Origin of the sequence: Streptomyces polyasparticus, assembly GCF_014493765.1 — a bacterium.
Taxonomy (GTDB): Bacteria; Actinomycetota; Actinomycetes; order Streptomycetales; family Streptomycetaceae; genus Streptomyces; species Streptomyces polyasparticus.
Map to the genome: position 1 here is coordinate 85046 of NZ_JACTVJ010000016.1, position 16304 is coordinate 101349.

Sequence of the window (16304 nt, forward strand, 5' to 3'; positions counted from 1 at the left end):
TGAAGTAACCGTTTTCTATCAGGAGTCGCAGGCTAGAGACCCAGACCAGCACGGGTCAAGGAACCCGCAGGGTCAGAAGTATTGACCGGCTCATGTAACCGCTTTAGATTCCCGTCACCTTGAACGGACGACGAAGGGGTGGCCCGTGGCCACGGTGTCTCAAAATGCCACGCGTACAGAGGCGGTGAAGTCGCCTGACGCTGGGCCCAAGCAGGTCATATCACCCAAGCCGCCAAAGCGTGATCGGTGGAAACGGTTTCATCGTGACCGCACGCTGATCCTCCTGATGCTGCCGGGCCTCGCCTACTTCCTGGTGTTCCACTACGGGGCGCTCTTCGGCAACGTCATCGCGTTCAAGGAGTACATCCCGTTCGAAGGCCTCTGGGTCAGCCCGTGGGTCGGCTTCGACAACTTCGAGCGGATGTTCGCGGACGCCGACTTCTGGCACTCGGTGACCAACACCCTGGTCATCGCGCTGCTGCAGCTGGTGTTCTTCTTCCCCGTACCGCTGGCGCTCGCGCTGCTCCTGCACAGCCTCACCTCGGACCTGCTGCGGCGCTTCGTGCAGTCCGTGGTCTATCTGCCGCACTTCCTGTCCTGGGTGATCGTGGTCGCGCTGTTCCAGCAAGTCCTGGGCGGTACAGGCCTGTTGAACGGCATGCTCGGCGACGCGGGGCTGCACACGGTGCACATCATCGGCAACCCGGACGCGTTCCAGCCGCTGGTCGTCGCGCAGGTGATCTGGAAGGACGGCGGCTGGGGCACGATCATCTTCCTCGCCGCCCTGATGCAGGTGAACGAGGAGCTCTACGAGTCCGCGGCGCTCGACGGCGCGGGACCCTGGCGCCGCTTCTGGCACGTCACGCTGCCCCAGATCCGGCCCATCATCATCCTGCTCCTGCTGCTGCGGATCGGCGACATCCTCTCCGTCGGCTTCGAGCAGATGCTGCTCCAGCGCGATGCGTACGGCCCCGAGGCCGCCGAGATCATCGACACCTTCGTGTACTACCAGGGCCTGCTCCAGGGCGACTTCGGCTACGCGGCGGCGGCCGGCCTGTTCAAGGGCGTCATCGGCGCCGTGCTCGTCTACACCGCGAACAAGGTCGCCCACCGCCTCGGCGAACAGGGGATCTACAAGTGAGTCACGCCAAGAAGGCAGTACGCCCGGCCTGGATGGAGAAGCCCAAGCCGCTCACCAGCGCCGCGAAGGGCCTCGCCCTGACCGTCGTGATCCTCCTGGTCACGGTGCCCTTCCTCGTGGTCGTCTCGACCTCGTTCGCCTCCAACCACGAGGTCGTCGCCAACGGCGGCTATGTGCTCTGGCCCAGCGACCCGACCCTTCGGGCGTACGAGGCCATCTTCTCCGGCGGTGTGGTCGGCCGGGCCCTGTGGATCTCCGTCGCGCTGACCGCCGTCGGTACCGCGTTCAGCATGCTGTGCAGCGTGCTCCTCGCGTACGCCCTGTCCAGGCCCAGGGTGTACGGGGGCAAGCCGGTGCTGCTCCTGGTGCTCTTCACCTTCCTCTTCCCGCCCGGCATGATCCCCGGCTATCTGGTGGTCAAAGAGCTCGGCATGCTCGACAGTTACGCCTCCCTGATCGCCCCGGCATTGATCAACGTCTTCAACCTGATCGTCCTGCGCGGCTTCTTCCAGGGCATCCCCGAGGAGCTCTTCGAGGCCGCCCGGCTCGACGGCGCCAGCGACTGGAAGATCCTCTGGATCGTGGTCGTCCCGCTGTCGAAGGCCGTGCTCGCGGTCGTCGGCCTCTTCTACGCGGTGACGTACTGGAACTCCTGGTTCCACGCCTCGATCTACATGGAGTCCGAGCACTGGCCGCTCCAGCAGGTGCTGCGCACCTACGTGCTCGGCGGCGCCCAGCTCGCCGACAGCGGCGCGGCCGAGGCGGCCAACGTCGCGGCCCCGCAGACCACGCAGATGGCGGTCCTGGTGACCGCCACCGTCCCGATCCTCCTGGTCTACCCGTTCCTCCAGAAGTACTTCACCAAGGGCGTGCTCACCGGCGCCATCAAGAGCTGACCCTCGCCTCGTCCCGGCAGCTCACCGCACGTCCCCACTGCCGCGTCCCGGCACCTCACCGCACGCCCCGACTCCCTTGCCACGAAAGGCAGACGCCGATGTCCGCTTCCACCTCCTCCCCCGGCTTCTCCCGGCGCACCCTGCTGCGCGCCATAGGCGCCGGCAGCGCCGTGATCGCCGCCCCCGCCCTGCTGACCGCGTGCAGCGGCGGCGCCACCGACAGCTCGGTCGGCAACAAGGGCACCAAGCTGGCTCCGTGGCCCACGTACACCCCCATCACCAAGGGCCCCAAGCCCGATCTGCCGGGTACCGCGGAGGGTGTGCAGGACGGCTTCCTCAACTACCCCTCGGACACGTACCAGGCGACCAACGACAAGCCGGGCGACGGGTCCACCGTGCACCTCATGGCGGTCACCTACGGCACCGCGCCCACGCCCTACGAGAACAACAAGTTCTGGCAGGCGGTGCAGGAAGCACTCGGCATCAAGATCAAGTTCAGCGCCGTGCCGGTGGCCGACTTCCCGAAGAAGATCGCCACGGTGATGGCGGGCGACGACCTGCCCGACATCCTGGACATCGGCGGTATCGCGAGCTTCCCGCGCGAGGCGGAGTTCGTGAAGAAGAAGATGGCCGACCTGAGCGAGTTCCTCTCGGGTGACGCGGCCAAGGACTACCCGCACCTGGCGAACATCCCCACGTACGCCTGGGAGGGCATGGGCCGTATCTCCGGGAAGATCTTCGGCGTCCCGGTGGCGCGGCCCGCCTTCGGCGACACCCTCTTCATCAACGCCGACATGTACAAGGCGGCCGGCTACCAGGACGGAGGCTCGGCGGACAACTTCATCCAGTCCGCGATCAAGGCCTCCAACTCCAAGCGCTTCGCGCTCGGCGCCTACACCGGCTCGAACCCGTTCGGCTTCAGGACGCACGCCATCCAGCACGGCACTCCGAACCTGTGGGAGTTCAAGGACGGCAAGATGGCCGACATGTACGGGCACGAGGGCTTCAAGGAGTCCCTCGAGTTCCTGGTGCGGCTGCACAAGGGCAAGGCCTTCCACCCCGACTCCACCTCGCTGTCCGTCCCCGACCTCAACACCCAGTACTTCAACGGGACGGTCGGCGGTGTGGTCGACGGCTTCCTGGCCCTGCAGCCCAACCTCCGCGACTCCAAGGGTGCGTTCGAGGTCGCGGCCGCCATGCCGTACGACGCGGGTGCCGGGCAGCACGCCATGCGCAACCGCGGCTGCTTCGGCTACACGGTCCTCAAGAAGGCGCCGAAGAAGCGCATCGAGATGCTGCTCCGCGTCCTCGACTACCTCGCCTCGCCGTTCGGCAGCAAGGAGTTCGAGCTCCTCGAGTACGGCGTCGAGGGCACCCACTTCGAGCGGGACAAGGACAACAACCCGATCCTCACCGAGCTGGGCATCACCGAGACGAAGGCCCTGCCCTTCGGCCGTATCTGCGACGCGCCGCCGGTGCTCTACCTGCCGGGCTTCGCGGAGGCCGCCAAGGTCAACCACGAGTGGCAGAAGAAGACCGTGCCGCTCCTGAAGCGCAACGACCAGTGGGGCCTGCAGTCCGCGACCTTCACCAGCAAGGGCGCCTCGCTCGACCAGATCGTCGCGGACGGGGTCACCGCCATCGTCACCGGCCGCCAGAAGGTGTCCGACTGGGACGCGATCTACAGCAAGTGGCAGCAGTCCGGCGGCAAGCAGGCCGCGGAGGAGTTCGCCGAGGAGCGCTCGGCACTCGACAAGTAGGGTTATGCCACAACGGCCGGGGGCGTACGAGCAGGTGCCCCCGGCCCGTAGACCAGGAGGCCCGGTGACGCAGAAAGTCACCATCAAGGACGTCGCCGCACAGGCGGGCGTCTCCGTCGCGACCGTCTCCCGGGTGCTCGCGGGCACCTACCCGACCTCGGCGCACGCGCGCACCAAGGTGATGCGTGCGGTCAACGATCTCGACTACGTCCCGAACGCCCATGCCCGCGGGCTCGCGGGCAACGGCCGCAAGACCGTGGCCGTCCTGATCCAGGCGGTGCACGCCCCGTTCTACGGTGCGATCGCGCACGGTGTGGAGGCGGAGGCGGCGGCCTGCGGGCGCCTGTCCCTGGTGTGCCAGACGGGGGGCGACCCGGACCGCGAACTGGCGCTCGTGCAGATGATGCGCGAGCAGCGCGCGGAGACGGTGGTCCTCGCGGGCGGTGTGGTCGAGGACGACGCGTACCGGGAGCGGATCGCCCGCTACGCACAGGGACTTGAGGCGGCGGGCTCGCGTCTGGTCCTGTGCGGGCGGCCGGTGCCGTCCGCGGATCTGCCGGCGCTGATCGTCGAGTACGACAACGAGGCCGGGGCGCGTGCGGTGACCAGCCATCTCCTGGCAGCCGGGCACCGCGACATCGCGTACATCGGACATATCCCGGGGCTGTCCACGAGCGAGCAGCGCCTTGCCGGATTCCGGGCCGGGCTCGCCGACTTCGGCATCGCGCCCGAGCGGGCCCGGATCGTCGAGTGCGACGGGCTTGAGCTGGAGTACGGCCTGGCGGCGGCGCACCGGCTGCTGTCCGCGTGCGGCGGAAAGCCGGACTTCACGGCGGTGTTCGCGGCCGACGACTGGGTGGCCACGGGTGTCATCCGCGCGCTGCACGACTACGGGCTCGACGTGCCGGGCGATGTGTCGGTGGTCGGCTACAACGACGAACGGCACTCGGCCCACCTCGACCCGCCGCTGACCACGGTGCACATCCCCGGCGAGGAACTCGGCCGCACCGCCGTACGGATGGCGCTGCGCGACGAGGCGCTGGGCACGGCGGGTGCGCGACGGCAGGAGAAGCAGGTGCTCGGCACGCACATCGTGGTGCGCAAGTCGGTGGCCCGGGTGGGGAGTTGATGCGGTCCCCCACCAGGGCGACCACCACGGCGACCACCACGGCGACTGCGGACGCCGGGTGGCTGGGGGTCCTTGACGGCTGCCGCCTCCTGTAACCGGTTACGCAGATCTGTGCAGTCTCCCGTAACTCCCCTTGCTCACACCCTTGTCAGCCATAGGAAGCGGTTACATGCTATGCGGCACCGCACGCGCCGACCGCGACCCGGGAGCCCCCTATGCCCCAGCCCTCTCACATAAGCCGCCGAAGAATCCTGGGCGCCTCCGGCGTCGGAGGGCTCCTGCTGTCCGCGTCGGCAGCCGGTCTCCTCTCCGCGCCGCACGCGGCGGCAGCCGATGACACAGGGGCCGGCGTGAACGCCGACGCCTTCGACACCTTGCTGCAGCGCGCCGAGGAGCTGATCACCGGCGGTTCGTTCAACGCCGCCGACCCCGACTTCGCCGCCGCCGTGGACCGCCTCGACACCACCGCCGCCGAGCTGTGGGCGACGATGGACCGCTCCGCCGGACGCACCTTCCTGTGGGCGGACATGGCGCCCGTCACCGACCCCGACATGTTCGGCCAGAGCTACCCCCGCCTGGCCACCCTCGCCTCCGCATGGAAGGTCCCCGGCACCTCGCTGAGCGGCCGCGAGGACGTGGCCCAGGCGGTCATCGGCGGCCTGCGCTTCCTGTACGACCGCGCCTACAACCCCACCGCCACCCGCACCGGCAACTGGTGGTTCTGGGAGATCGGCGCCCCGCGCGGCCTGCTCGACACCTGCGTCCTGATGCGTACGAAGCTCCCCGCCGCCGACCTCACCGCCTACCTCGCCACGGTCGCCAAATGGTGCCCGAACCCCGACCGCCGCGTCTCCTACGCCGGCGTCGAGACCGGCGCCAACCGCTCCGACAAGTCCGTGATCGTCGCCCTGCACGGCCTGCTCGCCCGCGACGCGGCCAAGGTCGCCCAGGGCCGCGACGGCCTCTCGGACGTGGCCGGCTCGGGCGCCAACAGCCTCTTCACGTACGTGACTTCGGGCGACGGCTTCTACGCGGACGGCTCCTTCATCCAGCACAACTACGTGGCCTACACGGGCGCGTACGGCCAGGTCATGCTCTCCGGACTCGCGTACATCCTCGCGCTGCTCGCGGGCTCCCAGTGGGCCGTCACCGACCCGGACGTGACCGTCATCCACAACGCCGTGGAGCGTTCGTTCGCGCCGTTCGTCTTCGAGGGCCTGATGATGGACTCGCAGAACGGACGCTCGGTCTCGCGCTGGAAGACGCCCGACTCCGACAAGGGCGCGCGCGTCATCTCCGGCATCCTGCTGCTCGCCCAGACCGCACCGGCCGCATACGCCGCCCGCTGGCGGGCCCTGGCCAAGGGCTGGATCCAGCGCAACAAGACCACCCCGTACCTGGACGGCGCGAGCATCCCGCAGGTCGCCCGCGCCCGGTCCGTGCTCGACAACACCGCGATCGTCCCCACCGCCCCGCTCACCGGGGCCTTCGCCTTCCCCGGCATGGACCGGATGGTGCACCGGCGCCCGACGTGGGCGCTGAGCCTCGGCATGTCGTCGGCGCGTGTGTCGGCGTACGAGTGCGGCAACTTCGAGAACAAGCACGGCTGGTACCAGGGCGACGGCGTCACCTACCTCTACACTGCGGGCGATCTCGGCCAGTTCGGCGACAGCTTCTGGGCGACCGTCGATCCGTACCGGCTGCCGGGCACCACCGTCGACACCCGTACCCGCGCGAAGATCGGGGACGCGAACGGGACCAAGACCTTCCAGCCGACGAACCTGACGGCGGGCGGCGCGACCCTCGGCGGGCGCTTCGGCGCCGCCGCGATGAAACTCGTCGCCGACGGCTCGACGCTGACGGCCAAGAAGGTGTGGTTCACCCTCGACGACACCGTGATCGCGCTGGGCACGGACATCACGTCCACCGACGGCCGCACGATCGAGACGATCGTGGAGAACCGCAACCTCCACAGGTCCGGCACCAACGCCCTCACCGTCGACGGCGCCGTACAGCCCGGCACACAGGGCTGGACGAAGACGTTCACGGGCTCCCGCTGGGCGCATCTGGCGGGCACCGGCGGCTATGTCTTCCTGGGTGGCGCGTCGGTGCGCGCGCTGCGCCACGAGCGCACCGGGACCTGGGCGGCGATCAACACCGGCAAGGACACCGGGGGCACTGACGACCCGGTCACCCGTCGCTATCTGACCCTCTGGCTCGACCACGGCGCATCCCCGACCGCCACCGCCTACTCCTATGCGCTGCTCCCGAATGCCACGGCCGCGCAGACCTCCCAGTGGGCGGCGTCGCAGCCGGTGCGGATCGTCGCCAACAAGAAGGAGGTGCAGGCCATCGAGGCGTCCGGCCAGGGCCTGCTCGCCGCCCACTTCTGGCACCCCGGCAGCGCGGACGGCCTGACCAGCTCGGCGCCGGCCACCGTCCTCGTACGCAAGCACTCCGCCGGGATCTCCGTGGCGGTCGCGGAGACCTCGCGCGCGTACGACACGGTACGGATCGAGCTGCCGTACGCGGCCTCGCGGGTCGTCTCCGCCGACTCCACCGTGAGCGTGACGACCGGCTCGCGGCCGGTCGTGACGGTGGCGACCGGCGGCTCCCGCGGGCGTACGCACGTGGTGGAACTGGCCTGATCCCGTGGGCCTCGCGGCCCTTCTCATGACCGGCCCTGGGCCGGCCTGGCCTGACACCGGCCGGCCCGGGCTGCACGGCACGCGGACGATACCTGGGCCGCACAGCGCAACGGAACGACCGAAGGAGCACGATGACGGAGCAGACGCCACCGGACGACCTGGGCACCCGCGCGGGCTGGGAGGCGCTGGCCGACCGACTCCTAGGCGCGGTCGAGCCGTTCGCGTCCCCCGGCCTCGGCCAGTACCGGCTGCCGGGCCGCGCCAGCCAGTCGGGCCAGGAGTCCGACGGCCTGGAGGGCTATGCCCGCACCTTCCTGCTCGCGGCCTTCCGTATCGCGGGCGCCCGCGGCGAGGTCGACCAGCGCCTGGTCGACCGGTACGCGGCGGGACTCGCCGCCGGTACGGATCCGGCGAGCGGCCCCGGCGAGGCCTGGCTGCCCATCGCGGACCGGACACAGCCCATGGTCGAGGCCGCGTCCATCGCCCTCGGCCTGCACGAGACCCGGCCGTGGCTGTGGGACCGGCTCGACGACAAGGTGCGCCGACACGTGGTCGACTGGCTCGGCGGCTTCATCGGCGCCGAACCGCACGACAACAACTGGCTGCTCTTCCAGGTCGTCGCCGAACAGTTCCTCGCCTCCGTCGGCGCACCCCACTCCCAGGCCGACATCGACCGCGGCCTGGACCGGATCGAGGACTGGTACCGCGGCGACGGCTGGTACACCGACGGCGACGGACGGCACTTCGACTACTACAACGGCTGGGCGATGCACCTGTATCCGCTGCTGTGGGCACGGATCGCGGGGGCGTCGGCGGATACGGGACGGGTGGCCGCGTACCGGGAGCGGCTGCGTCAATTCCTCGGCGTGTACGCGCACTTCATCGGCGGCGACGGGGCACCGATGCACCAGGGGCGTTCCCTCGTCTACCGGTGGGCGGCCGCAGCGCCGCTGTGGATGGGCGAGTTGGCGGACTGTACGCCGCTGTCGCCCGGCGTGACCCGCAGGGCGACCTCCGGGATTCTGCGGCACTTCACCGCGAATGGGGTGCCGGACGAGCGGGGGCTGCTCACGCTCGGCTGGCACCGGCCGTTCCTGCCGATGGCACAGGACTACTCAGGCCCGGCCTCCCCCTACTGGGCGAGCAAGGGCTTCGTAGGACTGCTGCTTCCGCCGGAGCACCCGGCGTGGACGGCACCCGAGGAGCAACTCCCGGTGGAGAAGGGGGACTTTTCGCTCGCCCTGCCGCAGCCGGGCTGGCTGCTGCACGGCACCCGGGCGGACGGTGTCGTACGCCTGATCAATCACGGTACGGACCACCAGCCCCGCGACCCGGACGAGCCGCCGACCGCGGACCCGCACTACGCCAAGTTCGGCTACAGCACCGCGACCGCGCCCGAGACGGGCGAGGCCGCCTGGCGGCTCGGCGTGGACGGGCACCTCGCGCTGCTGCCCGCGGGCGCGGACCCGGCCGAGGCGCCGGGCGAGCCCCGGCGGCGCATCCACAGGGTGGGGGTGGCCGAGGGCCTCGCCTCGTCGTGGCATGAGGCGCGGATGGCGGGCGATCCGCAGCCGTACGAAATCGCCACCACCTCGCTGGTGCACGGGCGTTACGAGGTCCGCGTGCACCGGGTGTCCGCCCCGGCGGGGGCCACGGTCCGCGACGGCGGGTACGCGGTGGCGGGCGAGTCGGTCGCGGGTGACGCGCTCCCGGCCGAGACCGGTGCGGGCTGGGCCGTTGCCCGCGGCGCCCGGGTGGCCTCGGCGGTCGTGGCGCTGCACGGCTGGGACGCGGAGACCGGCGTCGCCCAGGCGACGGACGCGAACGCCCTCGGCCCCCGCTCGGCCACCCCGTACCTCCTGCGCCGGGCCCACCCCGGCGGCCGGACCGTGCACGTCACGCTGGTGGTCCTGTCCGGCGAACCCCTGGACGCCGCCTGGCTGCACGCCCACACCACGGTCGCCGTCGCCTCCGCGGAGGAAGTGACGGTCCGCCTTCCGGACGGTACGGAGCTTCACGGGTGACAAACGGGAGCGGCCCTGACCTCAGGGCCGCTCCCTGCGGTTTGTCATTCGGCCCCGAAAGCGACCACCAGGTAGTTCTTGTCGTCGGAGGACAAGGGCTTGCTGGCGTATACGTCGCTGATGTACAGGCGCCCGTTGGCGTAGCGGTACTCCGCGTGGCTCGACGAGAAGCTGGTCTCCGCGTCACGGACCGCTTCGTCGGAGGGGTTCTCCAGGAAGACGGTCTGCTCGAAGGTCTTGCCGTCGATGCTGACGATCTGGCCGCCCTTGTCGTACGGGGGGACCTTGTAGGCGATGATGTTGCCGCCGTCCATGCGCAGCGGGAACATCGAGTACTTGTCGCCCGCGTCGGCCTTCTGGCCGCCTTCCTTGCCGGTGGCGAGGCTGAAGGACACGATCTCGTTGGTCATGCCGTACTCGCCGCTGCCCTCGTGCTCACGCGTCGCGAGGTACAGGTGGTCGTTGCCCACCGCGATATTCCGGCACTGCGCGACCTCGGTGGCATCGCACGTGCGCAGGTAGTTGTCGGGATCCACGCTGATCTTGCTGCGCAGCTTGCCCGTCTTCTCGTCGATCACGAAGTAGTCGGTGGGACCCTTCGATTCATCGGTCGAGTCGACCGCCGCCACCAGCGGGCTGGCCGAGGCGATGCTGCCCCACTGGATGCCCGGCGGCAGCGTGTACGAGGAGATCGGCTTGCCGTCCTTGTCGAGCGGCTGGACCTTCAGCTTGGCGGTGTCGAAGTCGGCGCCGCAGCGGCTCAGCGCGACGAGCGCGGTCTCGCCGCCCGCGTACCCGTTGTCCTTGCACTGGTCGCCCGCCCTGGGCTCCCACTTCGCATTGCCGCTCTCGATCTCCCAGGCGGACCCGCCGCTCGTACCGCCGGCCGCGACCAGGCCGTTGCCGACCGTGACCTCGTCGAAGTTGACCTTCGTGTCGCCGGCCTTGCTGGTCTTCTGCCAGAGCTTCTGACCGTTGTCGAGGTCGATGGCGGCGACTTCCGAACAGCCCATGTGGGAGCGTTCCTTGGTCGGCTTGCCGCCCTGGAACAGGACCGCGGTGAGGCCGTCCGCGGTCACGTGCTCGGAGCCCGCGCACACCGGACCGGTCAGCGGAATCGTCCACAGCTTCTCGCCGCTGGCCGGGTCGTAGCCCACGATCTCGTTGACGCCCGACTTCGCGTACGTCTTCTCGGTGAGCCAGGAGCCGCTGGTGACAATGGAGTCGTCGTCCTTAACCACCGGCGCGGGCACGTTGAACAGGGAGCGGGCCTTGACGTCCGCCGGCTTCTTCTCCTTGCCGGAGGTGCCGCCCTTGCCCTCCTCCCCGCCGCCGCCCTTGCCGCCGTCGGTCTGGCCCTGCTTGGACTCGTCCTTCTTGCCGCCGTCGTCACCGGAGGCGAGGAAGACGCCGGCGCCGATGATCAGGGCGACCGCGACCACGGCCGCGATGATGATCATCATCTGCGTGTTGAGCTTCTTGCCGCCTCCGCCGCCGGGCGCACCCATCGGCGCAGTGCCCGGCTGCTGGTACGTGCCGTAGGGCTGCTGGGGCTGCTGCGGGTAGCCGTAGGGCTGCTGCTGTGTCCCGTACGGCTGCTGCTGACCCGGCTGCTGGCCGTAGCCGATCTGCTGGCCGGGGGTCGGGGTCGGGTAGACCTGGCCGCCGGGGGCCGGGGTGCCGTATCCGGGCTGGGCGGGCGGTGCGCCCTGGCCGGGCGCCTGCGGATACCCGTACCCGGGCTGCCCCGGCGGCGTGCTCGGCGGTCCGGCCGGGGGCGGCGGGGTCGCGGGCTGGCCGGCCGGGGGCGGCGGGGTCTGCGGGTAGCCGTAACCGGGCTCCTGGGGCGCGCCGAAACCGCCCGGGGGCGGGTCCTGGGGTGCGCCGAAGCCGGGGGGCGGATCCTGGGGCGCTTCGTTGGGCGGCTGGGGCGGCTGTGACATGGGGATCTCTACCTCGAGTGATACGGGAAGTCGGGGACTTGTGCGGTGGGGGCGGCGAACTCACGCGCCCCTGTGCTCACTTGCCGAAGGACAGCATGCGGGCTTCCTCTTCGCCGTCGTCGCCCATGAGCCGCGACGACGTCATGAAGAACCGGCCGTCGGCATAGGCGAGCGGTCCGCTGAACATCGAGCTCTCCACGGCCTGCGCACCGCTGGAATGCTTCTGCAGCACGGTCGGCTTTCCGCCGTTCGGACCGAACTTCACGATCTGGCCGCCGGTGTCGTACGTGGCGTCGACGTAGCCGATGAGGTCCGAGCCCACCACGGTCAGCGGAAGCACCTGGCGGTCGTCGACCTTGGAGCGCCACTTGGCCTTGCCGGTGGCGAGGTCGAAGGCGACGACCTCGTTGACCCGGTTGTAGTCGCCGGACTTCTTCGGCTCGGTCGCCATGTAGAAGGTGTCGCCCGCGGCGACCATGCCGTCGCAGCTCTGCGAGTTCTCCCGGCCGATGCCGAGGCCCGCGCACTGCTGGCGGAAGCTGTCCTTTCCGCCGTCGATCTGCGAGCGGAGCTTGCCGGCGTCGGTGAACGCGGCGATGGCCCAGGACTTGTCCTCGTCGTTCGTCATCGAGACGACGATCGGCGACTCCGAGTAGACCCGGTTGACGGTCCAGCCCTTCTTGACCGCGTAGCGCCACTTCACCTTGCCGGTGGCGGGGTCGTACTCCTTGAGCTGCTCGTGCTCGTTGGGCTTGCTGGCGCTGCAGTGGTCGACACCGAGCAGCCGCTTGCCGCCCGCGTAGGCGCTCGGGAAGCAGACCCCGGCGTCCTCCTTCTTCGCCTGCCAGATCTCCTTGCCGTCGCTGACGCGATAGGCCGTGCCGCCCAGATCGCGTCCCGCGAGCAGGGTGTCGCCCGAGATCACCAGGTCGAGCGTGATGACGCTGTCGAACGCGCCGCTCGCCTTGACCTCCTTGGCCCAGCCCTTCTCGCCGGTCTTCAGGTCGATCATCTGCAGCTGCGAGCACTTGGCGCGGTCGCCGTTGCCGGACTTGTGCGCGATGACGACCTTGCCGTCGGCCGTCGTGTGCTTCGGGGTGTCACAGACCTCGAACGGCAGCTCCACGGACCACTTCTGGCTGCCGTCCTTCACCGAGAACGCGGTGACCTGGCGGTAGGCGGCCTGCACCACGACATCGCCCTGGGCCCAGATGTCGAACAGCTCCGCGCCGTTGCCCGGCACGTCCTGGTCGTTCATCGCGAGCCAGGCCGGGACCTCGCCGGCCTTGATGCCGTCGTTGATCGACGCGTCCTGCTTGCCGGTGCCCTTGCCGTCGCCCTGGTCCACGGACTCGGAGGGCTTGGGATCCTTCTTGCCGTCCGTGCTGGGCTTGGCGACGGGCTCCTTCTCCTTCTCGTCGCCGCTCACCAGGAGGTACGTACCGCCGCCGATGACGAGCAGTCCGGCCACGGCCGCCGCCACGATCGCCCCGGTCCTGCCCTTGAAGAACCGTCCGAACCCGCCGCCCTGACCACCCTGGCCGCCGCCCGGTCCGCCGGGCGCGGGCGCTCCCGGGTACTGGGGCTGCTGCGGGTAGCCGTAACCCGGCGCCGGCTGCTGGTACGGGCCGGGCTGCTGCGCGTACGGGCCCGCCTGGGGCGCGTAGGGGCCGGGCTGCTGTCCGTACGGACCCGGCTGGGGCGCATACGGACCAGGCTGCTGCGGCGGCGGACCTTGCGGATATCCGTAACCGGGCTGCGACGGTGGTCCTGGCGGCTGGGGCGGCTGGCTCATCGTTCGGACTACCTCATCACGCGGGAGCCGCTGCCCGACCGGCCTCCCCCGCAATTCCGTGGCTGTCTCAAATCCCCCCGGAAAGGAGCGAATCGGGCATGGTTCCCGCAACTCTGCTTCACTTCGGCGGGAGTTCTTTCTATCACTCGGGCGGGGTATGCCAAGGGCCGGTCGCTTCCCTGTTCCCAAGGGAGGACCGGCCCGTGATACGGCTGTTACTGCTGCGGTGAAGGCCTTGTGAACGTCTGCGCGCACGCCCCTACTGGGCGTCCTCGGCGAGCTCCAGCCACTTCATCTCCAACTCCTCGCGCTCCCCGGCGAGTTCCCTCAGCTGGGCGTCGAGGTCGGCGACCTTGCCGAAGTCGGTGGCGTGCTCGGCGATCTGGGCGTGCAGCTTCGTCTCCTTCTCGGAGATCTTGTCCAACTGACGCTCGATCTTCTGCAGTTCCTTCTTGGCCGCACGCTGGTCCGCGGCCGACTTGCCGGGCGCAGGCGCCGCGGGGGCGGCCGGGGTGGCCGCGGCGGTGGCGGCGTCGACCACCCGCTGCCTGCGCTCCAGGTACTCCTCGATCCCGCGCGGCAGCATCCGCAGGGTGGCGTCGCCGAGCAGCGCGTACACCTTGTCGGTGGTGCGCTCGATGAAGAACCGGTCGTGCGAGATCACGATCATCGAGCCCGGCCAGCCGTCGAGCAGGTCCTCCAACTGCGTCAGCGTCTCGATGTCGAGGTCGTTGGTCGGCTCGTCGAGGAAGAGGACATTGGGCTCGTCCATGAGCAGCCGCAGGATCTGCAGCCGCCGCCGCTCACCACCGGACAGGTCGCCCACCGGGGTCCACTGCTTCTCCTTCGAGAAGCCGAACTGCTCGCACAGCTGGCCCGCGGTCATCTCGCGGCCCTTGCCGAGGTCGACACGGTCGCGCACCTGCTGCACGGCCTGCAACACCCGGGTGTTCGGGTCGAGTTCGCCGACCTCCTGCGAGAGGTAGGCGAGCCGCACGGTCTTGCCGACGTTGATCCGGCCTGCCACGGGCTGCTTCTCGCCCTGCGTACGGGCGGCCTCGGCGAGCGCGCGAAGGAGCGAGGTCTTGCCCGCGCCGTTCACGCCCACCAGGCCGATGCGGTCGCCGGGCCCGAGCTGCCAGGTGATGTGCTTGAGCAGCATCTTGTCCCCGGCCTGCACGGAGACGTCCTCGAGGTCGAAGACCGTCTTGCCGAGCCGCGCATTGGCGAACTTCATCAGCTCGCTGGTGTCGCGCGGCGGCGGCACATCGGCGATCAGCTCGTTGGCGGCCTCGATGCGGTAGCGCGGCTTGGAGGTACGGGCCGGGGCGCCGCGGCGCAGCCAGGCCAGCTCCTTGCGGACCAGGTTCTGCCGCTTGGCCTCCTCGGTCGCGGCGATCCGCTCCCGCTCGGCGCGCGCGAACACGTAGTCGCTGTAGCCGCCCTCGTACTCGTAGACATCGCCCTTCTGCACATCCCACATGCGGGTGCAGACCTGGTCGAGGAACCAGCGGTCGTGGGTCACGCAGACGAGCGCGGAGCGACGTTCCTGCAGATGCCGCGCGAGCCAGGCGATGCCCTCGACGTCGAGGTGGTTCGTCGGCTCGTCGAGCACGATCAGGTCCTGCTCGGCGATGAGGAGCTTGGCGAGCGCGATGCGCCGCCGCTCACCACCGGACAGCGGTCCGATCACGGTGTCGAGGCCCTGCGGGAACCCGGGCAGGTCGAGCCCGCCGAACAGCCCCGTGAGCACATCGCGGATCTTGGCGCTGCCGGCCCACTCGTGGTCGGCGAGATCGCCGATCACCTCATGCCGTACGGTCGCCTCCGGGTCGAGCGAGTCGTGCTGCGTGAGCACCCCGAGCCGGAGCCCGCCGCTGTGCGTGACGCGGCCGGTGTCGGCCTCCTCCAGCTTGGCGAGCATGCGGATCAGGGTGGTCTTGCCGTCGCCGTTGCGCCCCACCACACCGATCCGGTCGCCCTCGGAGACGCCGAGCGAGACTCCGTCGAGCAGCGCACGGGTGCCGTACACCTTGCTGACGGACTCGACATTGACCAGGTTGACGGCCATTTCACTCCTGTACGGGGGTTCCCGGTCGACTTGCCGACCGGCCTACCAGGGTAGTCGGCCCGGCGGGCGCGCTATCGTTCGGCGATCTCCCGGGGGCGGGAGCACGATGCCGCAGGGTGGGAACAGAGTGCACAGCAGGGTGGGGAACAAGGTGGGGAACAGCACGATGCGCGGTGCGATGGTGCGCGGAATCCTGGCGGCGGCCCTCACGGCCGGCCTGGTCGCGGGCTGCTCGGGGAGCGACGGCGGAACGTCCGGGGGCTCGGGGAGCGACGGCGCGAAGTCCGAGGGCTCGGCGTCAGGGAGCGGGAAGTCCGACGGTGCGCAGAGCGCCCCGACGGCGAAGGCGAGCGGCAGCGTCGGCGCCCCCGGATCGGCCTGTGAGCTGCCGGTGACGTACAAGACGGCGACGAAGTGGGAGCCCGAATCGGTCGACGTCTCGCCGGACGACGAGTTCGCCGAGATGGCGCGCCAGGGTCCGGTCCTCATGCGCTGCGAGATCAGCTCCAAGGCGATCGGGAAGACCGGTTTCCTGCGCACGTACGTCGAGGAGCCGAAGACCGGGGCCGACCCGCGCAAGGTGCTCGAGCTCTTCGTCGCCGAGGCCGACGGGCACGCCGACGAGAAGTACACCCCGTTCAAGGCCGGGTCCGCGGAGGCGGTCGAGGTCGTCTACACGGAGCTCGACCCGCTCTTCGAGGAGAAGCGCACGGCCCGCGCCTTCGCCGTGGCCACGCCGCAGGGCACGGTCGTGGTGGCGCTCGGGGGCTCGGACCAGGGGGACACGAAGGACGTCCAGGCCGGGTACCGGCTCGCGAAGTCGACGCTCCGGGTCAACGGCTGACCGGCGGGTGGGCCGCTCGTTGCGAGCGGCCCACCCGTCACAGTCTTCGTACC

The 16304-nt window shown here is 70.0% G+C and carries 10 protein-coding genes; 7 read left to right on the forward strand and 3 right to left on the reverse strand.

The features are described from left to right. Nucleotides 1–286: 286 nt before the first annotated feature. From H9Y04_RS30135 to H9Y04_RS30160, 6 genes are all read left to right on the forward strand, one after another. Nucleotides 287–1141, forward strand: a complete 855-nt coding sequence (locus H9Y04_RS30135) for an ABC transporter permease (RefSeq protein ID WP_187817253.1) — start codon at nucleotides 287–289, stop codon at nucleotides 1139–1141. Nucleotides 1142–1173: 32 nt separating this feature from the next. Further along, nucleotides 1174–2037 carry a carbohydrate ABC transporter permease gene (locus tag H9Y04_RS30140; RefSeq protein ID WP_187817348.1) on the forward strand — a complete coding sequence of 288 codons (864 nt, stop codon included), beginning with the start codon at nucleotides 1174–1176 and terminating at the stop codon, nucleotides 2035–2037. A 98-nt stretch (nucleotides 2038–2135) separates the two neighbouring features. After that, nucleotides 2136–3797, forward strand: a complete 1662-nt coding sequence (locus H9Y04_RS30145; protein WP_187817254.1) for a type 2 periplasmic-binding domain-containing protein — start codon at nucleotides 2136–2138, stop codon at nucleotides 3795–3797. A 64-nt stretch (nucleotides 3798–3861) separates the two neighbouring features. Continuing rightward, nucleotides 3862–4926, forward strand: a complete 1065-nt coding sequence (locus tag H9Y04_RS30150) for a LacI family DNA-binding transcriptional regulator (protein ID WP_308801194.1) — start codon at nucleotides 3862–3864, stop codon at nucleotides 4924–4926. Nucleotides 4927–5276: 350 nt separating this feature from the next. Further along, nucleotides 5277–7574 carry a polysaccharide lyase 8 family protein gene (locus tag H9Y04_RS30155; RefSeq protein WP_308801196.1) on the forward strand — a complete coding sequence of 766 codons (2298 nt, stop codon included), beginning with the start codon at nucleotides 5277–5279 and terminating at the stop codon, nucleotides 7572–7574. 131 nt (nucleotides 7575–7705) lie between these two features. Next, nucleotides 7706–9598, forward strand: a complete 1893-nt coding sequence (locus tag H9Y04_RS30160) for a DUF2264 domain-containing protein (RefSeq protein WP_187817257.1) — start codon at nucleotides 7706–7708, stop codon at nucleotides 9596–9598. A gap of 44 nt (nucleotides 9599–9642) precedes the next feature. On the opposite strand, the gene H9Y04_RS30165 is transcribed toward H9Y04_RS30160, so the two are convergent. The 3 genes from H9Y04_RS30165 to H9Y04_RS30175 all read right to left on the reverse strand — a co-directional run bounded on the left by H9Y04_RS30165 (nucleotide 9643) and on the right by H9Y04_RS30175 (nucleotide 15407). Further along, nucleotides 9643–11541 carry an outer membrane protein assembly factor BamB family protein gene (locus H9Y04_RS30165; protein ID WP_187817258.1) on the reverse strand — a complete coding sequence of 633 codons (1899 nt, stop codon included), beginning with the start codon at nucleotides 11539–11541 and terminating at the stop codon, nucleotides 9643–9645. 76 nt (nucleotides 11542–11617) lie between these two features. Further along, entirely contained in the window at nucleotides 11618–13336 is a 1719-nt protein-coding gene (locus H9Y04_RS30170; protein WP_187817259.1) for an outer membrane protein assembly factor BamB family protein, read from the reverse strand. Nucleotides 13337–13595: 259 nt separating this feature from the next. Continuing rightward, complete coding sequence (locus H9Y04_RS30175) at nucleotides 13596–15407, reverse strand: ABC-F family ATP-binding cassette domain-containing protein (protein WP_187817260.1); 1812 nt, start codon at nucleotides 15405–15407, stop codon at nucleotides 13596–13598. Between the two features lie 151 nt (nucleotides 15408–15558). Here H9Y04_RS30175 and H9Y04_RS30180 point away from each other — a divergent pair, with 151 nt between their 5' ends. Beyond that, complete coding sequence (locus tag H9Y04_RS30180; protein WP_308801197.1) at nucleotides 15559–16251, forward strand: lipoprotein; 693 nt, start codon at nucleotides 15559–15561, stop codon at nucleotides 16249–16251. Nucleotides 16252–16304: the final 53 nt, after the last annotated feature.

Bases quoted from the DNA above. Each gene is read 5' to 3' on its own strand.
- H9Y04_RS30170 (WP_187817259.1), bottom strand. From the start codon at position 13,336: ATGAGCCAGCCGCCCCAGCCGCCAGGACCACCGTCGCAGCCCGGTTAC.
- H9Y04_RS30140 (WP_187817348.1), top strand. From the start codon at position 1,174: ATGGAGAAGCCCAAGCCGCTCACCAGCGCCGCGAAGGGCCTCGCCCTG.
- H9Y04_RS30165 (WP_187817258.1), bottom strand. From the start codon at position 11,541: ATGTCACAGCCGCCCCAGCCGCCCAACGAAGCGCCCCAGGATCCGCCC.
- H9Y04_RS30145 (WP_187817254.1), top strand. From the start codon at position 2,136: ATGTCCGCTTCCACCTCCTCCCCCGGCTTCTCCCGGCGCACCCTGCTG.
- H9Y04_RS30135 (WP_187817253.1), top strand. From the start codon at position 287: ATGCTGCCGGGCCTCGCCTACTTCCTGGTGTTCCACTACGGGGCGCTC.
- H9Y04_RS30175 (WP_187817260.1), bottom strand. From the start codon at position 15,407: ATGGCCGTCAACCTGGTCAATGTCGAGTCCGTCAGCAAGGTGTACGGC.
- H9Y04_RS30160 (WP_187817257.1), top strand. From the start codon at position 7,706: ATGACGGAGCAGACGCCACCGGACGACCTGGGCACCCGCGCGGGCTGG.